The 17993-nt window shown below is 68.7% G+C and carries 19 protein-coding genes; 5 read left to right on the top strand and 14 right to left on the bottom strand.

The genetic code is table 11. The features are described from left to right. Window positions 1-13 precede the first annotated feature (13 nt). Entirely contained in the window at window positions 14-751 is a 738-nt protein-coding gene (gene fabG, locus AB3X07_RS22060) for a 3-oxoacyl-ACP reductase FabG (protein WP_369941297.1), read from the bottom strand. Between the two features lie 191 nt (window positions 752-942). Between fabG and AB3X07_RS22065 the strand changes: the two genes are divergently transcribed. Beyond that, a complete protein-coding gene (locus tag AB3X07_RS22065; RefSeq protein ID WP_369941299.1) occupies window positions 943-1311 on the top strand; it encodes a tetratricopeptide repeat protein in 369 nt (122 codons plus the stop codon). Window positions 1312-1354: 43 nt separating this feature from the next. Here AB3X07_RS22065 and AB3X07_RS22070 read toward each other — a convergent pair whose 3' ends face one another. From AB3X07_RS22070 to xanC, 8 genes are all read right to left on the bottom strand, one after another. Beyond that, a complete protein-coding gene (locus AB3X07_RS22070) occupies window positions 1355-1798 on the bottom strand; it encodes a phosphotransferase (RefSeq protein ID WP_369941301.1) in 444 nt (147 codons plus the stop codon). Beyond that, the gene (locus AB3X07_RS22075; RefSeq protein WP_369941303.1) at window positions 1795-4161 is read right to left on the bottom strand and encodes an MMPL family transporter; all 2367 of its coding nucleotides are present in this window, start codon (window positions 4159-4161) and stop codon (window positions 1795-1797) included. The genes AB3X07_RS22070 and AB3X07_RS22075 overlap by 4 nt, the downstream gene beginning before the upstream one ends. 82 nt (window positions 4162-4243) lie before the next feature. Continuing rightward, on the bottom strand, window positions 4244-4891 hold the full coding sequence (locus AB3X07_RS22080) for a LolA-related protein (RefSeq protein WP_369941305.1): 648 nt from the start codon (window positions 4889-4891) through the stop codon (window positions 4244-4246). Further along, window positions 4815-5789 carry an acyltransferase gene (locus AB3X07_RS22085; RefSeq protein WP_369941306.1) on the bottom strand — a complete coding sequence of 325 codons (975 nt, stop codon included), beginning with the start codon at window positions 5787-5789 and terminating at the stop codon, window positions 4815-4817. Before AB3X07_RS22085 ends, AB3X07_RS22080 begins: the two co-directional genes overlap by 77 nt. Beyond that, entirely contained in the window at window positions 5786-6013 is a 228-nt protein-coding gene (locus tag AB3X07_RS22090) for a hypothetical protein (RefSeq protein WP_369941308.1), read from the bottom strand. Before AB3X07_RS22090 ends, AB3X07_RS22085 begins: the two co-directional genes overlap by 4 nt. A 71-nt stretch (window positions 6014-6084) precedes the next feature. Continuing rightward, on the bottom strand, window positions 6085-6834 hold the full coding sequence (locus tag AB3X07_RS22095) for a lysophospholipid acyltransferase family protein (RefSeq protein WP_369941310.1): 750 nt from the start codon (window positions 6832-6834) through the stop codon (window positions 6085-6087). A gap of 53 nt (window positions 6835-6887) precedes the next feature. After that, entirely contained in the window at window positions 6888-7619 is a 732-nt protein-coding gene (locus AB3X07_RS22100; RefSeq protein ID WP_369941312.1) for a ketosynthase, read from the bottom strand. Next, complete coding sequence (xanC, locus tag AB3X07_RS22105) at window positions 7594-7863, bottom strand: xanthomonadin biosynthesis acyl carrier protein XanC (RefSeq protein ID WP_003470209.1); 270 nt, start codon at window positions 7861-7863, stop codon at window positions 7594-7596. The genes AB3X07_RS22100 and xanC overlap by 26 nt, the downstream gene beginning before the upstream one ends. Before the next feature lie 169 nt (window positions 7864-8032). Here xanC and AB3X07_RS22110 point away from each other — a divergent pair, with 169 nt between their 5' ends. The 4 genes from AB3X07_RS22110 (at window position 8033) to AB3X07_RS22125 (ending at window position 11405) form a co-directional block, all read left to right on the top strand. Next, window positions 8033-9358, top strand: coding sequence for an NAD(P)/FAD-dependent oxidoreductase (locus AB3X07_RS22110; RefSeq protein ID WP_369944842.1), 1326 nt, complete (start codon window positions 8033-8035; stop codon window positions 9356-9358). Beyond that, a complete protein-coding gene (locus AB3X07_RS22115) occupies window positions 9355-10365 on the top strand; it encodes a pteridine-dependent deoxygenase (RefSeq protein WP_369941314.1) in 1011 nt (336 codons plus the stop codon). Before AB3X07_RS22110 ends, AB3X07_RS22115 begins: the two co-directional genes overlap by 4 nt. A gap of 110 nt (window positions 10366-10475) precedes the next feature. After that, window positions 10476-10820, top strand: a complete 345-nt coding sequence (locus tag AB3X07_RS22120; RefSeq protein ID WP_369941316.1) for a hypothetical protein — start codon at window positions 10476-10478, stop codon at window positions 10818-10820. Window positions 10821-10868: 48 nt separating this feature from the next. Continuing rightward, window positions 10869-11405 (top strand): AAA family ATPase, encoded by a 537-nt coding sequence (locus AB3X07_RS22125; RefSeq protein ID WP_369941318.1) that lies wholly within the window; start codon window positions 10869-10871, stop codon window positions 11403-11405. A gap of 46 nt (window positions 11406-11451) precedes the next feature. Here the strand turns inward: AB3X07_RS22125 and AB3X07_RS22130 are convergent, their stop codons facing one another. From AB3X07_RS22130 to AB3X07_RS22150, 5 genes are all read right to left on the bottom strand, one after another. After that, window positions 11452-12816 carry an AMP-binding protein gene (locus AB3X07_RS22130; RefSeq protein WP_369941321.1) on the bottom strand — a complete coding sequence of 455 codons (1365 nt, stop codon included), beginning with the start codon at window positions 12814-12816 and terminating at the stop codon, window positions 11452-11454. Window positions 12817-12952: 136 nt separating this feature from the next. Then, on the bottom strand, window positions 12953-13969 hold the full coding sequence (cydB, locus tag AB3X07_RS22135; protein ID WP_369941323.1) for a cytochrome d ubiquinol oxidase subunit II: 1017 nt from the start codon (window positions 13967-13969) through the stop codon (window positions 12953-12955). After that, entirely contained in the window at window positions 13969-15369 is a 1401-nt protein-coding gene (locus tag AB3X07_RS22140; RefSeq protein WP_369941325.1) for a cytochrome ubiquinol oxidase subunit I, read from the bottom strand. Before AB3X07_RS22140 ends, cydB begins: the two co-directional genes overlap by 1 nt. A 347-nt stretch (window positions 15370-15716) precedes the next feature. Next, complete coding sequence (locus tag AB3X07_RS22145) at window positions 15717-16169, bottom strand: HEAT repeat domain-containing protein (RefSeq protein ID WP_369941327.1); 453 nt, start codon at window positions 16167-16169, stop codon at window positions 15717-15719. Beyond that, the gene (locus AB3X07_RS22150) at window positions 16166-17131 is read right to left on the bottom strand and encodes an RHS repeat domain-containing protein (RefSeq protein WP_369941330.1); all 966 of its coding nucleotides are present in this window, start codon (window positions 17129-17131) and stop codon (window positions 16166-16168) included. Before AB3X07_RS22150 ends, AB3X07_RS22145 begins: the two co-directional genes overlap by 4 nt. Window positions 17132-17993 lie beyond the last annotated feature (862 nt).

The raw sequence follows: 17993 nt of genomic DNA on the forward strand, positions 1-17993 counted from the left end.
CCGCTGTGCGCGCTCAGCCCATGCCGCCGTTGATGCCGATCACCTGGCCGTTGATGTAGCCGGCCGCGTCCGTGCACAGGAATGCCACCAGCGCGGCCACCTCCGCCGGCCGGCCGGCGCGGCCGGCGGGCACCATCTGCTTGATCGCGTCGGCGGCGAAGGCCTCGCCGGCCATCGCGCCTTCGATGACCCCCGGCGCGACCACGTTGACGCTGATCCCGCGGCTGGCCATTTCCCGCGCCAGCGACTTGCTGGCGCCATGCAGCGCGGCCTTGGCCGCGGCGTAGTTGGTCTGCCCGCGATTGCCCAGCACCGCCGCCACCGACGACACGCTGACGATGCGGCCCCAGCGCGTGCGCGCCATCGGCAGCAGCAGCGGCTGGGTCACGTTGAAGAAGCCGTGCAGCGACACGTCGATCACCTTGTGCCACTGCGCGGCACGCATCCCCGCCAGCGGCGCGTCGTCGTGGATGCCTGCGTTGTTGACCAGCACCTGGATCGGCCCGGCCTCCAGCAGCGCGGCCAGCGCGGCGGCACTGGCCTCGGCATCGGCCACATCGAACGCCACCGCCTCGGCGCTGCCGCCGGCGGCGGCGATGTCCTCCACCACCGCGGTGGCGCGCGCGACGTTGGCATTGGCGTGCACGATCACGTGCAAGCCGTCGGCGGCGAGGCGCCGGCAGATCGCCCCGCCCAGGTCGCCGCTCCCGCCGGTGACCAGGGCGCGGCGTTTGCTCGAAGGATCGGTCATGCGTGCGGTCTCCGTGTGCCTTGCTGCAGGACCCGGCATCCTAGAGCATCGCGGCGCGCCGGGTCAGCCGATTGCACCGCAGGCCCGCGGCAGCGCGCGTTGCACGCCAGCGCCGACCGCCATAGCATGCCGGCGGCCGCCATGCGGCCCGCTCCTGTCGCGATCGACGCGCCCCCCAACGGAATTCACCCATGCATGTCCTGCTTCGCGCCCGCGCGCTGGTCCAGGCGATTTACAAGGAACCGCAGCGTTGGGACGCCAACCTTGCCGAAGCGGAGGCGCTGCTGCGCGAGGCGCTGCGCGGTCGGCCGAACGATCCGGAACTGCTCACCGGGCTGGGCACGGTGCTGTGCGACCAGGGCCGCCACGGCGAAGGCGAGTCGGCATTGCGGCTGGCAGTGGAGCACGGGTCGGACGATCGCAATACCTTTTTCAATCTCGGCGCGTCCATGATGAACCGCGCCGAGCGCGGCTCCGCGCCGGCATATTTCGCCAAGGCCAACACGCTGCAGCCCTCGCCGCGCACCTGGGAAGCCTACTTCGACCCGCAAGCGCACTGAGCGGCGCCGGCACTCGCCGCCGCGAACGCAGGCGCTCGATCGGCTACGCCGCGCCCAGCATCACCGTGGCGCGGCCTTCGGCCAGCAGCTGCGCGCCATGCACGAGGCGGAAACCGTACTGCTGGCTGTCGTCGGCCTGCAGCAGCACCTCGGCCTCGCATTCGATCGCGTCCGGCAAGTCGTCCAGGTAAGCGACATGCAGTTGCACCCCGCGCAGCGCGACCAGCATGCCCGGACGCACCGGCTGGCCGCTGGCGCGGCCGAGCAGGCCGCCGTGCACCGCCATCGCCTGCGCGCCGTACTCGCACAGATGCAGCGCGCGCAGGCGGCCGCCGCTGCGCAGCGGGTGCGCGGCGGCGCGGTGCGCATGGCTGCGCAGCACGATGCGCTGCGCGTCCCAGGCCACCACCTCCTCCCACAGGCACATCAGGCCCTGGTGCGGGATCAGCGCGGCGATCGCCTCGCGCCCGCGCGGCAGGTCGCTCATGCGTGCCCCTCCCGGTGCGCCAGCGGCGGCGCCTCGCTGGCGGTCTCGCGCGAGACCAGCAGCGCCAGCACGAAATTGAACAGCACGCCCAGCGCCACGGTGCTGCCGATCGCGCGCAGCACCGGAATGCTGGACGCGGCCAGCAACGCGAACACCAGCAGCGTCATCAGGCTGCACACGATCAGCGCGTGCAGGGTGCGCAACTGGTCGGCGCGGTCGTCGCCGGCGTGGTCGAAGAACAGCGCGTAATCCAGGCCCAGGCCGGCCGCCAGGATCAGCGCGATCAGGTGGAACAGGTTCAGTTCGACCCCGCAGCCGCGCAGGATCGCCAGGATCAGCAGTGTGGTCAGCGCCATCGGCAGCAGCACGCGCACGATCCGCCGCGGCGTGCGCAAGGCGATCGCCACGGTCAGCGCCAGCAGCAGCGCGGCGATGCCGAGCGCGGCGAGTACGCGGCCGCGGTAGGCGGCGACCAGCGATTCGGAGGCGTCCTTCAGGTCCAGCAACTGCGCGCCGCTGCCCTGCACGGCCGCGGCCAGCACCGCCGGATCGCGCAGCCCGGTCAGCGATACCAGCGCGGTGGCGCGATCGCGGCGGTCCAGCAGCAGGCCATCGACGGTGGTCGCCAGCGGCGTGCCGTGCAGGTCGCGCGCGGTCAACGGCGGCGCGGCGCGGGCGTGTTCCAGGTCGGCCAGGAACGGGGCGAAGGCGTCGGCGCGGAACGGCGTGGCGGCGACCGCGGCGGCGGTGATCGCCTGCGCCTGCGCCGGATCGGGCAAGGCGGCCTGGCGCCGGCGCTGGGTCGCGGCGCTGGGCAGGTAGCGCGCGGCCATGTCGTAGCCGGCCAGTTCGCCGCGCGCCACCAGCGCATCCAGGCGCGGGCGCAGGCGTTCGGAGGCGGCCAGCGCGGCGTCGGCGGAGGCCGCCGGCAGCGCCAGCACGTAGCGCACGTCGGGCGCGCCCAGCTCCTGGCGCAGGTGCGCGTCGCGGGCCAGGCCTTCGGCCGGCACCGGGGTCAGCTTGGACAGGTCGTTCTGCCAGAACGGACCGGGCGCGAACGCGATCACCGCCGCGGCCGCCAGGGCCAACGGCAGCAGCGACCAGCGCGGCCGCGGCAGCCGCGCGATGCCGCGCCACAGCCGCTCCAGCAGCGGCGAGTCGGCATGGTCGCGCGGCGAGGGATCGATCAGCGCCGGCAGCAGCAGGCGCGTGGTCAGCGCCGCCACCAGCAGGCCGGCGATGGTGAACACCGCCAGCTGGCGCAGGCCGTCCACGCCGGAGAACAGGAAGGTGACGTAGGCGATGCAGGTCGAGACCACGCCGGTGGCCAGGGTCGGCCACAGGTGGCGCGCGTTCTCGCGCGGATCCAGGCCCGGGCGCTGGTGACTGAACAGGTGGATCGGGTAGTCCTGGACCACGCCGATCAGGGTGAAGCCGAAGGCCACGGTGATGCCGTGCACGCCATCGAACAGCAAGGCCACCGCGCCCAGCCCGGCCAGGCCGGCGCTGGCCAGCGGCAGCACGCCCAGCACCGGGATCTTCCAACTGCGGTAGGCGACCAGCAGCAGCACGATCAGGCCCAGCGTATCCAGCATGCCGATCCACTGCGCCTCGTTCTGGGTGCGCCCGCCGATCTCCACCGAGAACGCGCCCGGGCCGGTCAGGGTCAGCTTGCTGCCGGTGCCGGCGCTGGCCTTGGCGAAGGCGGCATGGATCGCCTCCACCGCCTGCTGCTGGCCGGTGGGGTCGAAACCGGCGGCGCGGGTCTGCGCCACCAGCAGCGCGTCCTTGCCGGCGCGGTCGAACCAGACCCCGTCGCGCTGCTGCGGGCCGCCGGCCGGCTGCAGGCTTTCGGCCAGGTGCAGCACCTCCATGGTCGGGTCGCGCGGCAGCAGCGGCTCGACCATCGCCGCCGCCGGCGAGCCCAGGTCCTGCAGCCGTGCCTGCAGCGCGTCGGACAGGGTCGCGGTGTCCAGCGGATGCGCATCGAAGCTGTCGCTGAGCAGGTAGCGGTAGGCCAGCAGGCGCTCGGGAATCGCGTCCAGCCCGGCATCGGCGCCGTTGGCGACCAGCTCGAAGGTGTCGTGCTGCGCCGCCAGTTCCGCGCGCAGCGCCTGCGATTGCCGCGCCAGGGTCGGCGCATCGGCGCCGGACAGCGACATCAGCAGCAGCCGCGAGCCCGGGCCCTCGCCGAGTTCGTCGAGCAGGAGTTTCTGCGCGGGGGTGCGGGCTTCCGGCATGAACTTGCGCAAGTCGCCCGACACCTGCAGCACATTGCCCAGCCACATGGCGGCCACGGTCAGCAGCGCCAGCCACAGCAGCGCCAGCGTGATCCGCGCCTTGGAACTCAATTGGCGTTTCATCGCGGCGACCACGCAAACGCCAACGCGTTCAGATCCGGGACCGTGCGCGGCACGGCCCGCCTGCAACGACTAGGGACCGCCATCAGTGCGCGTCGCCGTGGCACAGCGCGGTCAGCGCGTCGCTCTCGGTCAGGCCGGCCGCGTCGCGCGCGGCGCCGGCCAGCAGGGTGCGCTGCACGTCGCCCTTGGCCGGGGTGGTCTCGATGCAGCGCAATTCGGCGCCGCGGCCGTACAGGCGCAGGCTGCGCACCTGCGCGGCCAGCGCCGCGTCCTTGGGCTGCAGCTGCAGCTGCCAGCGCTCGCGGGTGCCGCTGCTGCTGAGCGCGTAGTGCTGTTGCAGCTGCGCCTGATCGCCGGACAGCAAGGCGCCGAAACCGTTCTGCAGGCCGGCCAGTTCCGGCACCCGCGCCAGCGAGAAGCGCCGCGGCGCCTTGCCGGCACGCTCCAGGGTCGCCTCGCCGCCGCGCAAGGTGGTGGTTTCGCGGTACGGCGCGGTCACCTCGCGTACCAGGGTGGCGTTGTCCGGGCGGCGGTACTGGCCTTGCACGCGCAACGGCGCCTTCAGCAGCGCCGAACCGCGCAGTTCGACGAAGTCGGTGCTGACCGGCGCCGGCCGCGCCAGCTTCTGCAGGATCCAGCCGGCGTCCAGCGGCTCAGGCGACGCGGCGCACAGCGGTGCGGCGCTGCACAGCAGTATCAGCATCCACGGCAAGGTGCGGCGCATCGGCATGGCGGTTGTTCCAGAAATCGTAGAAGTTGAACCAGTTGTACGGCGCGGAGCGCGTGTAATGTTCCAGCCTGGCGGCGTAATCGCGGATGAGCGCCGCCAGCACCGGCGCGCGCTGCCGGCGCGGCAGGTCCAGGCCTTCGCTGAAGGTCTCGAACACCAGCTGGTAGCGGTTGCCGCCGCGGTACAGGCCGAACGCCAGCACCACCGGCACCTTCAGCGCCGCGGCGATCAGCCACGGCGAAGTCGGGAACAGCGCGCCCTGGCCGATGAACGCGGCCGGCAGCGCCGGATCCTCCGGGCGCGGCCGGTCCACCAGCAACGCGACCAGCGCGCCTTCGTCGGTGGCGTGCTTGATCGCCATGACGATGGAGGTGCTGTCCATGCCGGCGTCGATGATGTTGGCCGCCAGCTGCGGGTTCAGCGCGCCCAGCAGTTCGGTCATCGCCGGGTTGTGCGCCTTGTCCAGCACCACCTTGACCTGCACGTCCGGGCGTTCGGTGGCCAGCACCCGCAACGCGTCGAAGCTGCCCAGGTGCGAGCCGAAGATCAGCACGCCGCGGCCGCGGTCCATCTGCGCGTGCAGCTGCTCCAGGCCCTGGATGTCGACCTGGAAGCGGTGCATCTGCCCGCACAGCATGAACACCCGGTCGAGGATGGTCGAGGCGAAGGTGTGGATGTGCCGGGCCACGTCCAGCAGCGTGGCCGGACGGCCGAACACGCGGCCCAGGTAGTCGCGCGAGTCGCGCCGTTCCGGGCCGCGCACCAGCAGGAAATACAGGGTGATCGGATACAGCAGCAGGCGCCCGACGGTGCGGCCGCCGTGGCAGGCGATGCTGCGGATCAGCCATAGCGCGAAGCGGCCGCCGCCTTCCGGGCGCTGCTTCCAGCTGGCGCTCATGGCGCCGCCTCGGCGACCAGTTCGCCGCTCACCAGCAGCTCCTCGCCGCGGCGCACGCGGAAGCGCCAGCGCGGCGCCGCCCCGTCCAGTTCCACCCGCGCCGGCTGGCCGGGCCGCAGCGGCTGCAGGAACTTCACCTGCGGCAGGCGCAGCGGCCCCCGCGCGCCATGCGCGGCCTCCACGACCTGCAGAACGTGGTCCAGCACCACCACGCCGGGCACCACCGGGCGACCCGGGAAGTGCCCTGGCAGGCTGGGATGATCATGCGGTACGACGAAATCCATAGGGGTACGACTCAGATCCTGGGTTCGAGCATGGCACGGACGGCGTGATGCGCCCGCTGGGTCAGCTGTTGCCGGTCCAGCGGGCCATCGGGGCCGTTCACTTCGATCGGCGCGCCGATGCGGACCCGGATCACCCCGGGCCGGACCCGGAACAGGCTGGTCGACGGCAGCACCTTGCCCGCCCCGTCCAACGCCACCGGCACCACGTTCACGCCGGCATCGATAGCGGCCTGCAGTAGCCCGGCCTTGAATTCGGCCAGTTCGCCGCTACGGCTGCGGGTGCCCTCCGGGAACAGGCACAGGTCCTGGCCCTGGCGCAGCAGCGCCGCGGCCTGGCGCCGCACCATGGCCCCGGCGCGGCGGCTGTCGCGGTCCAGGAACAGCATGCCGGTGGCGCGCGCGTACCAGTTCACGAACGGCACCCGCAGCATTTCGTCCTTGAGCAGGAAGCGCAGCGGCACCGGCAGCGCCGCGAACAGGGCGCAGATGTCGATGATCGACTGGTGGTTGCTGACGAACAGGTGGTTGCGCGACCAGTCGACCCGCTCCCGGCCTTCCACCACCAGGCGCGCGCCGGCGCCGAAGAACAGCACCGGCGCCCACACCCGCGCGCCCATGCGCAGCGGCAGGCGCGGCCCGGACAGCAACAGCAGCCCCAGCGCCACGACGATGCCCACCGCGGTGAAGGCCAGGGTGAACAGCAATTGCACGGCGTTCCACACGGCCCAGGCCATGCGCGACGGCATCCCTGCCTGCGGCATCTTCATTTTTTCCTTGATGATCTGCACAACCCTCTGCCCCCGCGATGCGCGCGTCAGCGCAACAGGTCGCGCCAAAAAACCGGCCCCAGCCGCGCCAACTGATGCAGGAAGTCCGGCAGATTACGGTAGGGACGCTGCGGAAACCAGCGCCCGCGCAGGATGTACTCGCCGACGAAGAAGCCGCCGATGACCCCGTAGCCCAGGACATTGGCCATCAGCGAGGCGCGCGCGTCGCCGATCGGCAGCGGCGAGGCCTGCCCCAGCTGCGCCAGCACCCCGCTGGGCACGGCACACAGCGCCAGCACCAGGTTCAGCACGGTCAGCGCCGCCAGCAACAGCGCCCAGGCCAGGGTCAGCCGGCGCGTGTAGCGCAGTTGCGCCGGGGTCAGCGCCAGGCCGGCCTGGCGGTACAGCGCCTCGACGATGCGCGAGATCAGCGGCGTGCGCCCGCGCTGCAGGCTGCGGCCGAAGAACCAGGCCACCCAGGCGGTGAACAGCACCGGCGGCGCGGCCAGCAGCAGCAGCGCGTGCGGCGAGCCCCACAGCGGCAGCAGCGCCGCCAGCGCCAGCAACGCCAGCGCCCAGGCCCACGGCCGCCGCCGCGCCATCGGCTCCACCAGCAGCATCAGCACCAGCGCCGCGCCGGCCAGGACGGCCAGATCGGAACGGTGCGCGGCATTGGCCCAGTGCGCCAGCGGCGAATACGCCAGCGCCAGCAGCACGCTCAGCGCCAGCGCCCACGGCGCCGCGGCGGCCGGGTCAGCTGGTCTTGTTGGCTTCGACATGCGCCGACAGCGCGCGCAGCGAGGCGAAGATGCGGCGGTTCTCGTCGTTGTCCGAGCGCAGCTGGAAGCCGTAGCGCTTGCTGATCGCCAGCGCCAGCTCCAGCGCGTCGATCGAGTCCAGTCCCAGCCCGGTGTTGAACAGCGGCGCCTCCGGATCGATGTCGCCGGGCTGCACGTCTTCCAGGTTCAGGCTCTCGACCAGCAGCTCGGCCAGTTCACGTTCGGCGGCGGTTTGCGAAGACATCCAGGGGCTTCCAGGCGGTGAGGACAGGTGCGACACGATGGTGCATCGCGGGCAGCGGCGCAACTGTCCGGCCCGGGCCGGCAAGCTATCATGGCAACCGTCTTACACGCCCACCGAAGGTTTTTCCAGGATGAATGCCACCGCCACGGCCCATGCGCCCTCGCCCGGCATGCCGCCGACGCCCGCGGCGGAAACGCCCGACGTGCTGGTGATCGGCGGCGGTCCCGCCGGTTGCGCCGCGGCCACGCTGCTGGCGCAGAAGGGCTGGAAGGTGACCCTGCTGGAGAAGGACCACCACCCGCGCTTCCACATCGGCGAATCGCTGCTGCCGATGAACATGCCGATCCTGCAGCGGCTGGGCGTGCTCGAGCAGGTGCGCGCGATCGGCGTGCTCAAGCTCGGCGCCGACTTCCCCAACGATGCCGGCGGCTACAACACCTTCCGCTTCGCCGAGGCGCTGGACGCGCAATCGGACTTCGCCTTCCAGGTGCCGCGCGCCGAGTTCGACCGGGTGCTGTTCGCCCACGCCCGCGCCGCCGGCGCCGAGCTGCACGAAGGCGTCAAGGTCGAGGCGGTGCAACTGGACGGGGAACGCCCGCTGGTGCAGGCGCGCGGCGCCGACGGCGTGCGCACGTTCCGCCCGCGCTACCTGATCGACGCCAGCGGCCGCGACACCTTCCTCGGCAACAAGCTCAAGCTCAAGCGCGCCAACGCGCGGCACCAGTCGGCGGCGCTGTTCAGCCATTTCCGCGGGGTGACCCGGCGCCCGGGCGAGGATGCCGGCAACATCAGCATCTATCGCCACCCGCACGGCTGGATGTGGCTGATCCCGTTGCCCGACGACGTGATGAGCGTCGGCGCGGTGTGCTACCCGGAGTACATGAAGACCCGCCAGGGCTGCGACAGCGAAACGTTCCTGATGCGCACCCTGGCGCTGAACCCGGACGTGACCGCGCGCATGGCCGGCGCGCAGCGCGTGGCGCCGGTGCACGCCACCGGCAACTACGCCTACGAATGCACGCGCATGAGCGGGCCGCGCTGGCTGATGCTCGGCGACGCCTACGCCTTCGTCGACCCGATGTTCTCCTCCGGCGTGTACCTGGCCATGCACAGCGCCGAGCGCGGCGCGGCGATGGTGGACGCGGCGCTGCGCGATCCGGCGCGCGAGGCGCGGCTGCAGCGCGGCCTGGAGAAGCACCTGCGGCGCGGCCTGGACGAGTTCAAGTGGTTCATCTACCGCTTCACCTCGCCGACCATGCGCGAACTGTTCGCCAACCCGCGCAACGTGCTGCAGGTGGAAGCGGCGGTGGTGGCGATGCTGGCCGGCGACGTGTTCGACAACCGCGCGGTGCTGCGCCGGCTGCGCGTGTTCCGCGCCATCTACGCCATCTCCGCGGTGGCGATGCTGCCGCGCGCATGGGCCGCCTGGCGCCACCGCCGCCGCCAGGCCCGCGAACAGTTCCAGGGCGACACCTTGCATGGAGACACACGATGAGCCGGCCGCACCCGCAGTTCCCGTCCCACGACCAGCGGCATCCGCAGCTGCAGGTGGACTACGTCGCCGAGACCGATCCGGGCGACCTACTGCGCGACGAGCGGGTGCTGGCGGTGTTCGGGTTCGGCAACGACGCGCCGCGCCACGACGATCCGCGCTACCTGCGCGTGCCGCTGCAACCGCACGGCCCGCGCGTGCTCGAGATCTGGCGCACCGACGCGGCGGTGCGCAGCGGCCGCGACGGCGACATCGCCTGGGCCAGCGACGGCCGCCTGCAGTTCGGCGTGATCGAGATCGACGAACAGGCGCTGGACATCGAGGAAGCCTCGGCGCTGGCCTATGCGCAGATCACCGCCTTCGTCGCCGGCAGCGCCACGCCGCGCCTGCTGCGCATCTGGAACTACCTGGACGCGATCACCCTGGGCAGCGGCGACCGCGAACGCTACCGCCAGTTCTGCGTCGGCCGCGCGCGCGGGCTGGGCGATTTCGACACCAGCCAGCTCCCGGCCGCCACCGCGGTGGGCCGCTGCGACGACGCGCGGGTGATCCAGATCTACTGGCTGGCCGCCGCGCAGGCCGGCACCCCGCTGGAGAACCCGCGCCAGGTCAGCGCCTACCGCTACCCGCGCCAGTACGGCCCGCAGTCGCCGAGCTTCGCCCGCGCCATGCTGCCGCCGGCCGGCAGCGACATGCCGCTGCTGCTGTCCGGCACCGCCAGCGTGGTCGGCCACGCCTCCATGCACAGCGGCCAGTTGCTGGCGCAACTGGAGGAAACCTTCGCCAACTTCGACGCGCTGCTGGCCGCCGCCCGCGCGCATGCGCCGGACCTGCCGACGCAGTTCGGCGACGGCACCCGGCTGAAGGTCTACGTGCGCGAGGCGGCCGACCTGCCGCTGGTCGCCGCCGCGCTCGATGCCCGCTTCGGCGACCGCGTGCCGCGCCTGCTGCTGCACGCGGTGATCTGCCGCGACGAACTGGCGGTGGAGATCGACGGCGTGCACGGCTGAACCGGCGCTAGCGCGGTGGCGGGCCGCCACCCGCCGCGCCATCGACGCGACACAATCGCCGCCCGCGTCCGTGCTAGCGTGCGCCCACCACCGCGCTCGTGGAGACACCCATGCTGTTCCTGGCGTTCCTGCTGGCCGCGTCGGCGTCGGCCCAGCCGCAACGGATGATCGGCGAGGCGTTCGAGGACCTGGCCCAGCGCACCGATGCATTGTGCCCGGCACGCGGCGTCCGCGCGATCTCGCCCGCCGACCTCGACTATGCGCAGGAGCGCTTCGAGGAGGCGCTATCGACGCAGCAACGCGCGCGCCTGGACGCGGCCAACAGCGCCGACACGCGCTGCGCGAACGAGAACGGCGTGACCTGCCCGGCCACCGCGACGCTGGAGGCCATGCGCAAGGCGCAGCTGACCTCGCGCTTCGCCGATTACCTCTGCGCGCACCCGGATCCCAAGTAGCGGCGCGGCCGCCGCGGGATCCGCGCCGAGTCCATGCGCCAACCGTCCATGTCCGACATTCGCCGCAAGATCGTGATCGTTTCCGGCGCGCCTGGCGTGGGGAAGACCACGTTGGCGATACCGCTCGCCAAACGGCTCGGCTTTCCGCTGTTCTGCAAGGATGTCATCAAGGAAACGCTCACCGACCGCCTCGGCGATCGCTGCGGCGATCTGGACGCCTCGCGCCGCATTGGCGGCGCGGCGATGGAAGTCCTCTGGTCGCTGGCGCGGCATACGCCGCACGCGGTGCTGGAGGCCAATTTCCGGCCGCGCAGCGCCTACGAACGCGACAAACTGGCCGGCTTGGAGGCGGTCATCGTCGAGGTCCACTGCGACTGCGGTCGCGAGGAAACCACCCGACGTTTTCGGGATCGCGCAGCGGTAAGCGCACATCACCCCGCGCATCCCTTGAAAGAACTGCCGCCGGACATGCTTGCCGAATACGACGGTCCCGTGGGGCTCGGGTCGGTCGTCGCGGTGGATACGCGCGTGCCGGTGGACGTGGAGCGCCTCGTGGCGGAAGTGTCGAGACGCTTGTCGGAGTAGGGCCCACCTTCGCTTCCGGACTTGCACGACGCCGGAACACGCAGGCTCAAGGGCCCGCCAACAACGCCAGCAACCGATCGCGCGGCAGCTTGCCGGTCTCGTTGCGCGGCAGCGCGTCGAGCTTGCGCAGCCGGCGCGGCAGGAACACCGGATCCAGTTCGCGGCGCAGCGCGGCCAGGATCGCGGCATCGTCCAGGCCCGGCGCCACCACCACCGCGGCGATGCGACCCACCGCCTGGCCCGGCTCCGGGTCCAGTTGCAGGATCGCGCCATCGACCACGCCCGGCAGCGCCAGCAGGCGCCGGGTCAGGTCGGCCAGCGAAGCGCGCTTGCCGGCGATTTCCAGCAGATCGGCCTGGCGCCCGCGTACCTGGAAGCGGCCGTCGGCGTCCACTTCCATCAGGTCGGCCAGCAGCACCGGCTGCGCCAGGTGCGGCGCATGCACCAGGGTGCCGTCCGGCTGCGGCGCCACGCGCACGCCGGGCAACGGCGTCCACGGCAGCTCGCAGGCGGTGCGACGGCTGGCGAATACGCAGGTTTCGGTGGAGCCGAACATCTCGCGCACCTGCCCGCCGAAGCGCTCCTCGGCCGCCGCGGCCAGCTCCTGCGCCAGCGGCGCGGTGGCCGAGACGATCCCGGCCAGCGGCGGCAGGGCGACGCCGGATTCGACCAGCGCGCGCAGGTGTACCGGCGTGGTCACCAGCAGTCGCGGCGCCGGCACCTGCGCCAGCGCGCGCGCCACGTCCTCCGGGAAGAACGGCCGCCCGGCATGCACCGCCAGCGGCGTGACCAGCGGCAGCAGCACCGACAGCTCCATGCCGTACATGTGCTGTGGCGGCACCGTCGCCACCACCTGCGGCACGGCCTCGGCCGGCCACAGCCCGGCCAGCGCCAGCAGGTCCTGGCGGGTGCTGGTCAGGAAGCTGCCCCAGGTCTTGGGATTGGGCTTGGGCGCGCCGGTGCTGCCGGAGGTGAAGCCGATCGCGACCAGCGCATCGGCCGCCAGCTGCGGCATGTCGCCATCCAGGCTCGGCAGCGGCTCGGGCAACCGCCAGTAATGCGGCGGCGGCTCGGCCAGCGCCTGGTCGCCCAGGCAGTAGCTGTCGGCATGGCTGCGCTGCACCTCGGCGACCACCGCCGGCGCGCGCGAGGACGGCAGCAGCGAGGTCTGTCCGCGCAAGGCCACCGCGCAGAACGCGACCATGAAGCGGTAGCGGTCCTCGCACAGGTTCAGCGCATAGCGGCCCGCCGGCAGCGCCGCGGCCAGGCCGCGCACGTGGCCGAGAAACGTGGCCAGATCGATGTGCCGGTCGCCGGCGAAGGCCAGCGCGCGCTGCGGCGCGCCGACCGCGAGCGGATGCAGGCGCGGTGCGGAAACAGGGTCGGAAACGGAATCGGGAACGGCGGACATGCGTGGCGACGGCTCGGCGGGCGGCTGGCCCGCGGCGAACGGCGGGAGCGCCTAGCTTGGCCGCCGCCACCGCCGCTGGCAAGCCGCCCGCGCCGGCGGCGGCGCGCGCGGCGCCGCGGCCGGGCGCCGCGCGGGGTCAGTGGTGGTAGCCGCTGTCGGCGGTGATCTTGCCGCGGAACACCCGGTACGACCACGCGGTATAGCCCAGGATCACCGGCAGCAGCACCGCCAGCCCGGCCAGCACGAAGCCCTGCGAGGACGGCGGCGAGGCCGCGTCCCAGATGCTCAGTCCGGGCGGCACGATGTTCGGCCAGATGCCCAGCACCAGGCCGAAGAAGCCGAGCACGAAGAAGCACAGGGTCAGCACGAACGGGCGCGCGTCGCGGCCCTGCGCCATCGTCGCGCGCCACAGCGCGAACGCGTTGAGCAGCACCAGCAGCGGCACCGGCGACAGCCACCAGAAGTTCCCGTCGTGGAACCAGCGCGCCATGATCCGCGAGTCCAGGAACGGCAGCCAGGCGCTGACCAGGCCCATGAACACCACCACCACCAGCACCAGCGGCCGGGTCAGCGAACGCGCGACGCGCTGCATCGCGCCCTCGGTCTTCAGGATCAGCCAACTGCCGCCAAGCAGGGCGTAGCCGAACACCACCGCCGCGCCGGTCAGCATCGAGAACGGGCTGAACCAGCCGAGCACGCCGCCCAGGTACTTGCCGTCCTGCAGCGGCATGCCTTCGACCAGCGCGCCGAGGATCACGCCCTGCCAGAACGCCGCGCACAGCGAGCCGGCCGCGAACGCCCAGCCCCACAGATACTTGGAGCTGTGCGCCTTGAAGCGGAACTCGAACGCCACGCCGCGGAACACCAACGCGATCAGCATCAGCAGCACCGGCAGATACAGCGCCGACAGGATCAGCGCATAGGCCTTGGGAAACGCCGCCAGCAGGCCGGCACCGCCGAGCACCAGCCAGGTCTCGTTGCCGTCCCAGATCGGCGCGGCGGTGTTCATCATCAGGTCCAGTTGCGCCTCGTCCTCGGCGAACGGGGCCAGGATGCCCAGGCCGAGCACGAAGCCGTCCAGCAGCACGTACATCAGCACGCCAAAGCCGATCACCCCGAACCAGATCACCGGCAATACGGTCGCCATGTCCATCAGCGCGTCTCCTCGAGGTCGTCGTCGGCCGCCGAGATCGGCCGCGCCGGGGTCTTCTCGCCATCGTGCAGTTGCGGCTCCGGCTCGTGCGGCAGCGGCCCCTTGCGCAGCATCTTGAGGATGTACCAGCCGCCGAAGCCGAACACGAAGGCATAGGCGAGCACGTACACGCTCAGCGACACCCACACCATCGCCGGGCTGACCGCACTGGCCGCGTCGTCGGTGCGCAGCAGACCATAGATCACGTACGGCTGGCGCCCGATCTCGGTGACGAACCAACCGGCCAGCAGCGCCACGAACCCGGCCGGCAGCATCGCGTTCCAGGCCAGGTGCAGCCAGCGGCGCCGCAGCAGCGTGCCGCGCCACCAGAACCACAGCGAGACGAATGCCAGCAGCAGCATCGCCATGCCCAATCCGACCATGATCCGGAACGCGTAGAACACCGGCTTCACCGGCGGCCGCTCGTCGGCCGGCACCGAGGTCAGCGGCGCGATCTCGCCGTCCAGGGTATGCGTCAGGATCAGGCTGCCCACGCGCGGGATCTTGACCTCGTAGTCGTTGCGCTCGGCCTGCTCGTTGGGCACCGCGAACAGCACCAGCGGCACGCCGGCGCCGGGGGCTTCGTCATGCCAGTGCGCCTCCATCGCCGCCACCTTGATCGGCTGGTGCTCCAGCGTGTTCAAGCCATGCGCGTCGCCGGCGGCGATCTGCAGCGGCACGGCGATGGCGGCGAACGCCACCGCCAGCTTCAGCATCCGCCCGGCCAGTTCCACGTGCACGCCACGGCGCAGATACCAGCCGCTGACCCCGCCGATCACGAAGCAGGTGGTGATGAACGCGGCCAGCACCATGTGCGCCAGCCGGTACGGGAAGGAGGGATTGAAGATCACCTCGCGCCAGTGCGCCGGCTGGAACACGCCATCGACGATCGCGTAGCCGGCCGGCGTGTGCAGCCAGCTGTTGGCCGACAGGATCCAGAACGTGGAGATCAGCGTGCCGATCGCGACCAGGCAGGTGGAGAGGAAATGCAGTTTCTCCGGCACCTTGCGCCACCCGAACAGCATCACCCCCAGGAACGAGGCTTCCAGGAAGAACGCGGTCAGCACCTCGTAGCTGAGCAGCGGCCCGAGGATGTTGCCGGCGCGCTCGCTGAGCACCGACCAGTTGGTGCCGAACTGGAAGCTCATCACGATGCCGCTGACCACGCCCATGCCGAAGGACACGGCGAAGATCTTCAGCCAGAAGAAATACAGGTCGCGCCACAAGGTGTCGCGGGTGCTCAGCCAGCGCCACTCCAGGAACGCCAGCCAGCTCGACAGGCCGATGGTGAAGGCCGGAAACAACACGTGGAAGCTGATGACGAATCCGAACTGGATGCGCGAGAGCAGCAGGGCGTCCATGAGGTGCGCCTGAGGCAGCGGGAACGGTGCCTATTGTTGTTGCGACGCGGCGAAATGGCATGTGACGGTTTGTCGCAGCATCTTGCCGATTGGTGCTGCTATGCGCTGATCGTGGCGCCTTGGCTGAAGGGGCCAATCTGCTGCGAATGCCGATGCGCTGGCTCGGAAGCCAGTCTAGCGGCAAGAAAACACACGCAGCCCACGCGAGCTGGTCTCATCTGCGCAAGTCATCATACGCTTACATATCCGCACACGTCGCTGGCGGGTTCGGCAGCGTCGCCCACTATATTGAGACGGATACATGCAAGCCGAAATGGATGGCTGTAACCACCTCGGAAGGCAGTTCCCTAGCGCTCCCCTTCAATTCTCTCGATAGCCAACCCGATGGCCTTTTCCGCCTCTTGTCCCTGAAAGAGGGCGCCACCACCAAACTTCGGCTTTGAATCCGCCTCAGCAGCACGCAACCTGGGAAGTGCAATCGTTGCGGCTTTCCCCATCGCCCCCAAGATGCGAGCAGCGCGATATCTGACCATGTAGTTCTCATGACCCAGCAAAGAACAAACCGCCATGATTGAGGCGTCATCGATCTTCGCACTCAGCTCAACATTACTCATGTCGTATATCTGGTAAAAATAGTCATCCAACCGCTCATAGCATGAACTTTCAGGCAAATCTTCGTGGCTACAAAAATCGACGGAAGAAACGAGAAGTGAAGAAAACTCACTCCGATTTCGCGCCTCTGTTTTGAGTGTAAAAATTAAAAATACAAAACAAAAAAAATGGAAAATATTTTTAATCATGGCCAATCCAACCTGAAGTTGTACTCAACTACATTTGATGCGTTGGACGCATCGAGATTTGGGTCATTGTAGGTCGAGTATAGCTTTCCAGCCTCGCGGGCGCCACCCCTTGTAAAGCTGCCTGGCAAAATCAGGCCCTCATAGTAACGCGCAGTAGCTTTTAGGGTAATACTTCCTTGTGGGGACACCCCTAGCGGAGATGGAACATAAAATTTATCATTTTCCACAGAGTGCTGCTGACCCTTATATATGCGAAAGGCCTCCCAATATTGCTGGTACTGATTTTTAACTACGATTCCATTGTCACGCCCTATCAAATCGGCTCTAATTTTCTGAACAATCCATCCATCACTTAAAGAAGGGCTAGTCAAACCAAATCTACGCTCCATACCGCCACTTCCATCAGCCTCTTGATAGGGCCTCACTACGATTTCCGCCATAAGTGTAACTGGCTTATCCGTATTTTGTTTTCCAGCACCCGCTATTTTACTTACGCCAAATCTCTCTTCGGGCGGAATATACCTTGCACACAATCCACACTCTGTTGATATCCGACCATCCAAATCCACGAAGCGATAGGGGCTATTATTAGCATATGCATATCTATTGAAATTTGACCCGCTATAACCATTCACAGAGATCGGATCAGCACTAAGGAAGCTTCCAATCGATGAATCGTAGTATCTTTGCTGCATATAATTCAGCCCGGTCGAGACATCCTTAACATGTCCTGTGTAACCAGGACCATCCTTGATCGAACTACTCAACAGGCTTCCATAAGGCTCATATTCGCTTCGCTCTAGTGCATTGCGGTTCTTATCCGTCTCCAGCACGACAGAGCCTAGCCCATCCGTGTGAATGTACCGGATCGTCTGCGCCGAAGCACCGAAAACAACGAACAATGAAAAGGCGGCCACAGCCACATAGCGCATCGCCGCACAAATCCCCTTTAACTTTGGCATCACTCGTCCTTGCGATTGGAACCTACACATGCACGACATAGAGGCGACTTCTCTCGCAAAAGCAGAACGACATCGCTTCTCCTAGAAACATTGCGGTGCAACATACCCAACGGAACCTACAATGCATATCCGCAAGAAAGAAAACCATTAGAAATGGCGCAGCCCTGACTCAGCAGATTGATCTTTCGCTTGTTAACCAACGCCGTCATCAAGGTCGCGAGCGATGCTATGCCACCCGGGCCGATCCTCTTCAAAGCGCGAAATTCCTGTGTCGTCGACTGCCGAGGTGGCAATCGCAACGGATTGCACAACTTATGTGACCGGGCAAGCCGGTGCCGAACGAAGCGACAATCCATGTTTCCCCCTAGTTTCAACATAGTGCAAAGGGGGCACAGCACAAATCGTCGGCGCATGGCGCATGCCAAATGCTGCACGTCTGCCGCAGATTGGATCCCCGATTGGAACTGTGATGGAACGCACCGAAGACTGTCAAGGATATTCTGCGATCGCAGCAAGTCGTACCCAAACAGCGGACTACCTTCTCCTTCCGCCAATTAATCGGCCCACGTTTATCAACCGGGTTCGATTCCACATCGGCATCGAAGGCTTTGTCGAACAAGTATCTTGGGGTCAGGCACGATTGGCAGGCGTGAGAGGCGCCAACCGATTTAGCGCTCTTGACCACGAGTATAGGTCGCCCAAGGATCGACCATCGGCTTCGATTCTCTGCCTCGGCTCCATGTGCGCTACTTACTCTAATCGCCACATGTTTTGACAACATCTCCAGCAAGCGCCACCAATGCGGATGCTCTTGGTCGCCCATGACCGATGGCGCAGTCGCCCGCGTTCGGCCGGCTGCTAC

The organism is Xanthomonas sp. DAR 35659 (assembly GCF_041242975.1).
GTDB lineage: Bacteria > Pseudomonadota > Gammaproteobacteria > Xanthomonadales > Xanthomonadaceae > Xanthomonas_A > Xanthomonas_A medicagonis.

Excerpts from the sequence above, each read along its gene's own strand:
- AB3X07_RS22110 (WP_369944842.1), top strand. The coding sequence starts at position 8,033 with ATGCCGCCGACGCCCGCGGCGGAAACGCCCGACGTGCTGGTGATCGGC.
- cydB (WP_369941323.1), bottom strand. The coding sequence starts at position 13,969 with ATGGACATGGCGACCGTATTGCCGGTGATCTGGTTCGGGGTGATCGGC.
- AB3X07_RS22095 (WP_369941310.1), bottom strand. The coding sequence starts at position 6,834 with ATGCCGCAGGCAGGGATGCCGTCGCGCATGGCCTGGGCCGTGTGGAAC.
- xanC (WP_003470209.1), bottom strand. The coding sequence starts at position 7,863 with ATGTCTTCGCAAACCGCCGCCGAACGTGAACTGGCCGAGCTGCTGGTC.
- AB3X07_RS22140 (WP_369941325.1), bottom strand. The coding sequence starts at position 15,369 with ATGGACGCCCTGCTGCTCTCGCGCATCCAGTTCGGATTCGTCATCAGC.
- AB3X07_RS22130 (WP_369941321.1), bottom strand. The coding sequence starts at position 12,816 with ATGTCCGCCGTTCCCGATTCCGTTTCCGACCCTGTTTCCGCACCGCGC.
- AB3X07_RS22065 (WP_369941299.1), top strand. The coding sequence starts at position 943 with ATGCATGTCCTGCTTCGCGCCCGCGCGCTGGTCCAGGCGATTTACAAG.
- AB3X07_RS22080 (WP_369941305.1), bottom strand. The coding sequence starts at position 4,891 with ATGCCGATGCGCCGCACCTTGCCGTGGATGCTGATACTGCTGTGCAGC.
- AB3X07_RS22145 (WP_369941327.1), bottom strand. The coding sequence starts at position 16,169 with ATGATTAAAAATATTTTCCATTTTTTTTGTTTTGTATTTTTAATTTTT.
- AB3X07_RS22115 (WP_369941314.1), top strand. The coding sequence starts at position 9,355 with ATGAGCCGGCCGCACCCGCAGTTCCCGTCCCACGACCAGCGGCATCCG.
- AB3X07_RS22085 (WP_369941306.1), bottom strand. The coding sequence starts at position 5,789 with ATGAGCGCCAGCTGGAAGCAGCGCCCGGAAGGCGGCGGCCGCTTCGCG.
- AB3X07_RS22075 (WP_369941303.1), bottom strand. The coding sequence starts at position 4,161 with ATGAAACGCCAATTGAGTTCCAAGGCGCGGATCACGCTGGCGCTGCTG.
- AB3X07_RS22120 (WP_369941316.1), top strand. The coding sequence starts at position 10,476 with ATGCTGTTCCTGGCGTTCCTGCTGGCCGCGTCGGCGTCGGCCCAGCCG.
- AB3X07_RS22100 (WP_369941312.1), bottom strand. The coding sequence starts at position 7,619 with ATGTCGAAGCCAACAAGACCAGCTGACCCGGCCGCCGCGGCGCCGTGG.
- AB3X07_RS22150 (WP_369941330.1), bottom strand. The coding sequence starts at position 17,131 with ATGCCAAAGTTAAAGGGGATTTGTGCGGCGATGCGCTATGTGGCTGTG.
- AB3X07_RS22070 (WP_369941301.1), bottom strand. The coding sequence starts at position 1,798 with ATGAGCGACCTGCCGCGCGGGCGCGAGGCGATCGCCGCGCTGATCCCG.
- fabG (WP_369941297.1), bottom strand. The coding sequence starts at position 751 with ATGACCGATCCTTCGAGCAAACGCCGCGCCCTGGTCACCGGCGGGAGC.
- AB3X07_RS22125 (WP_369941318.1), top strand. The coding sequence starts at position 10,869 with ATGTCCGACATTCGCCGCAAGATCGTGATCGTTTCCGGCGCGCCTGGC.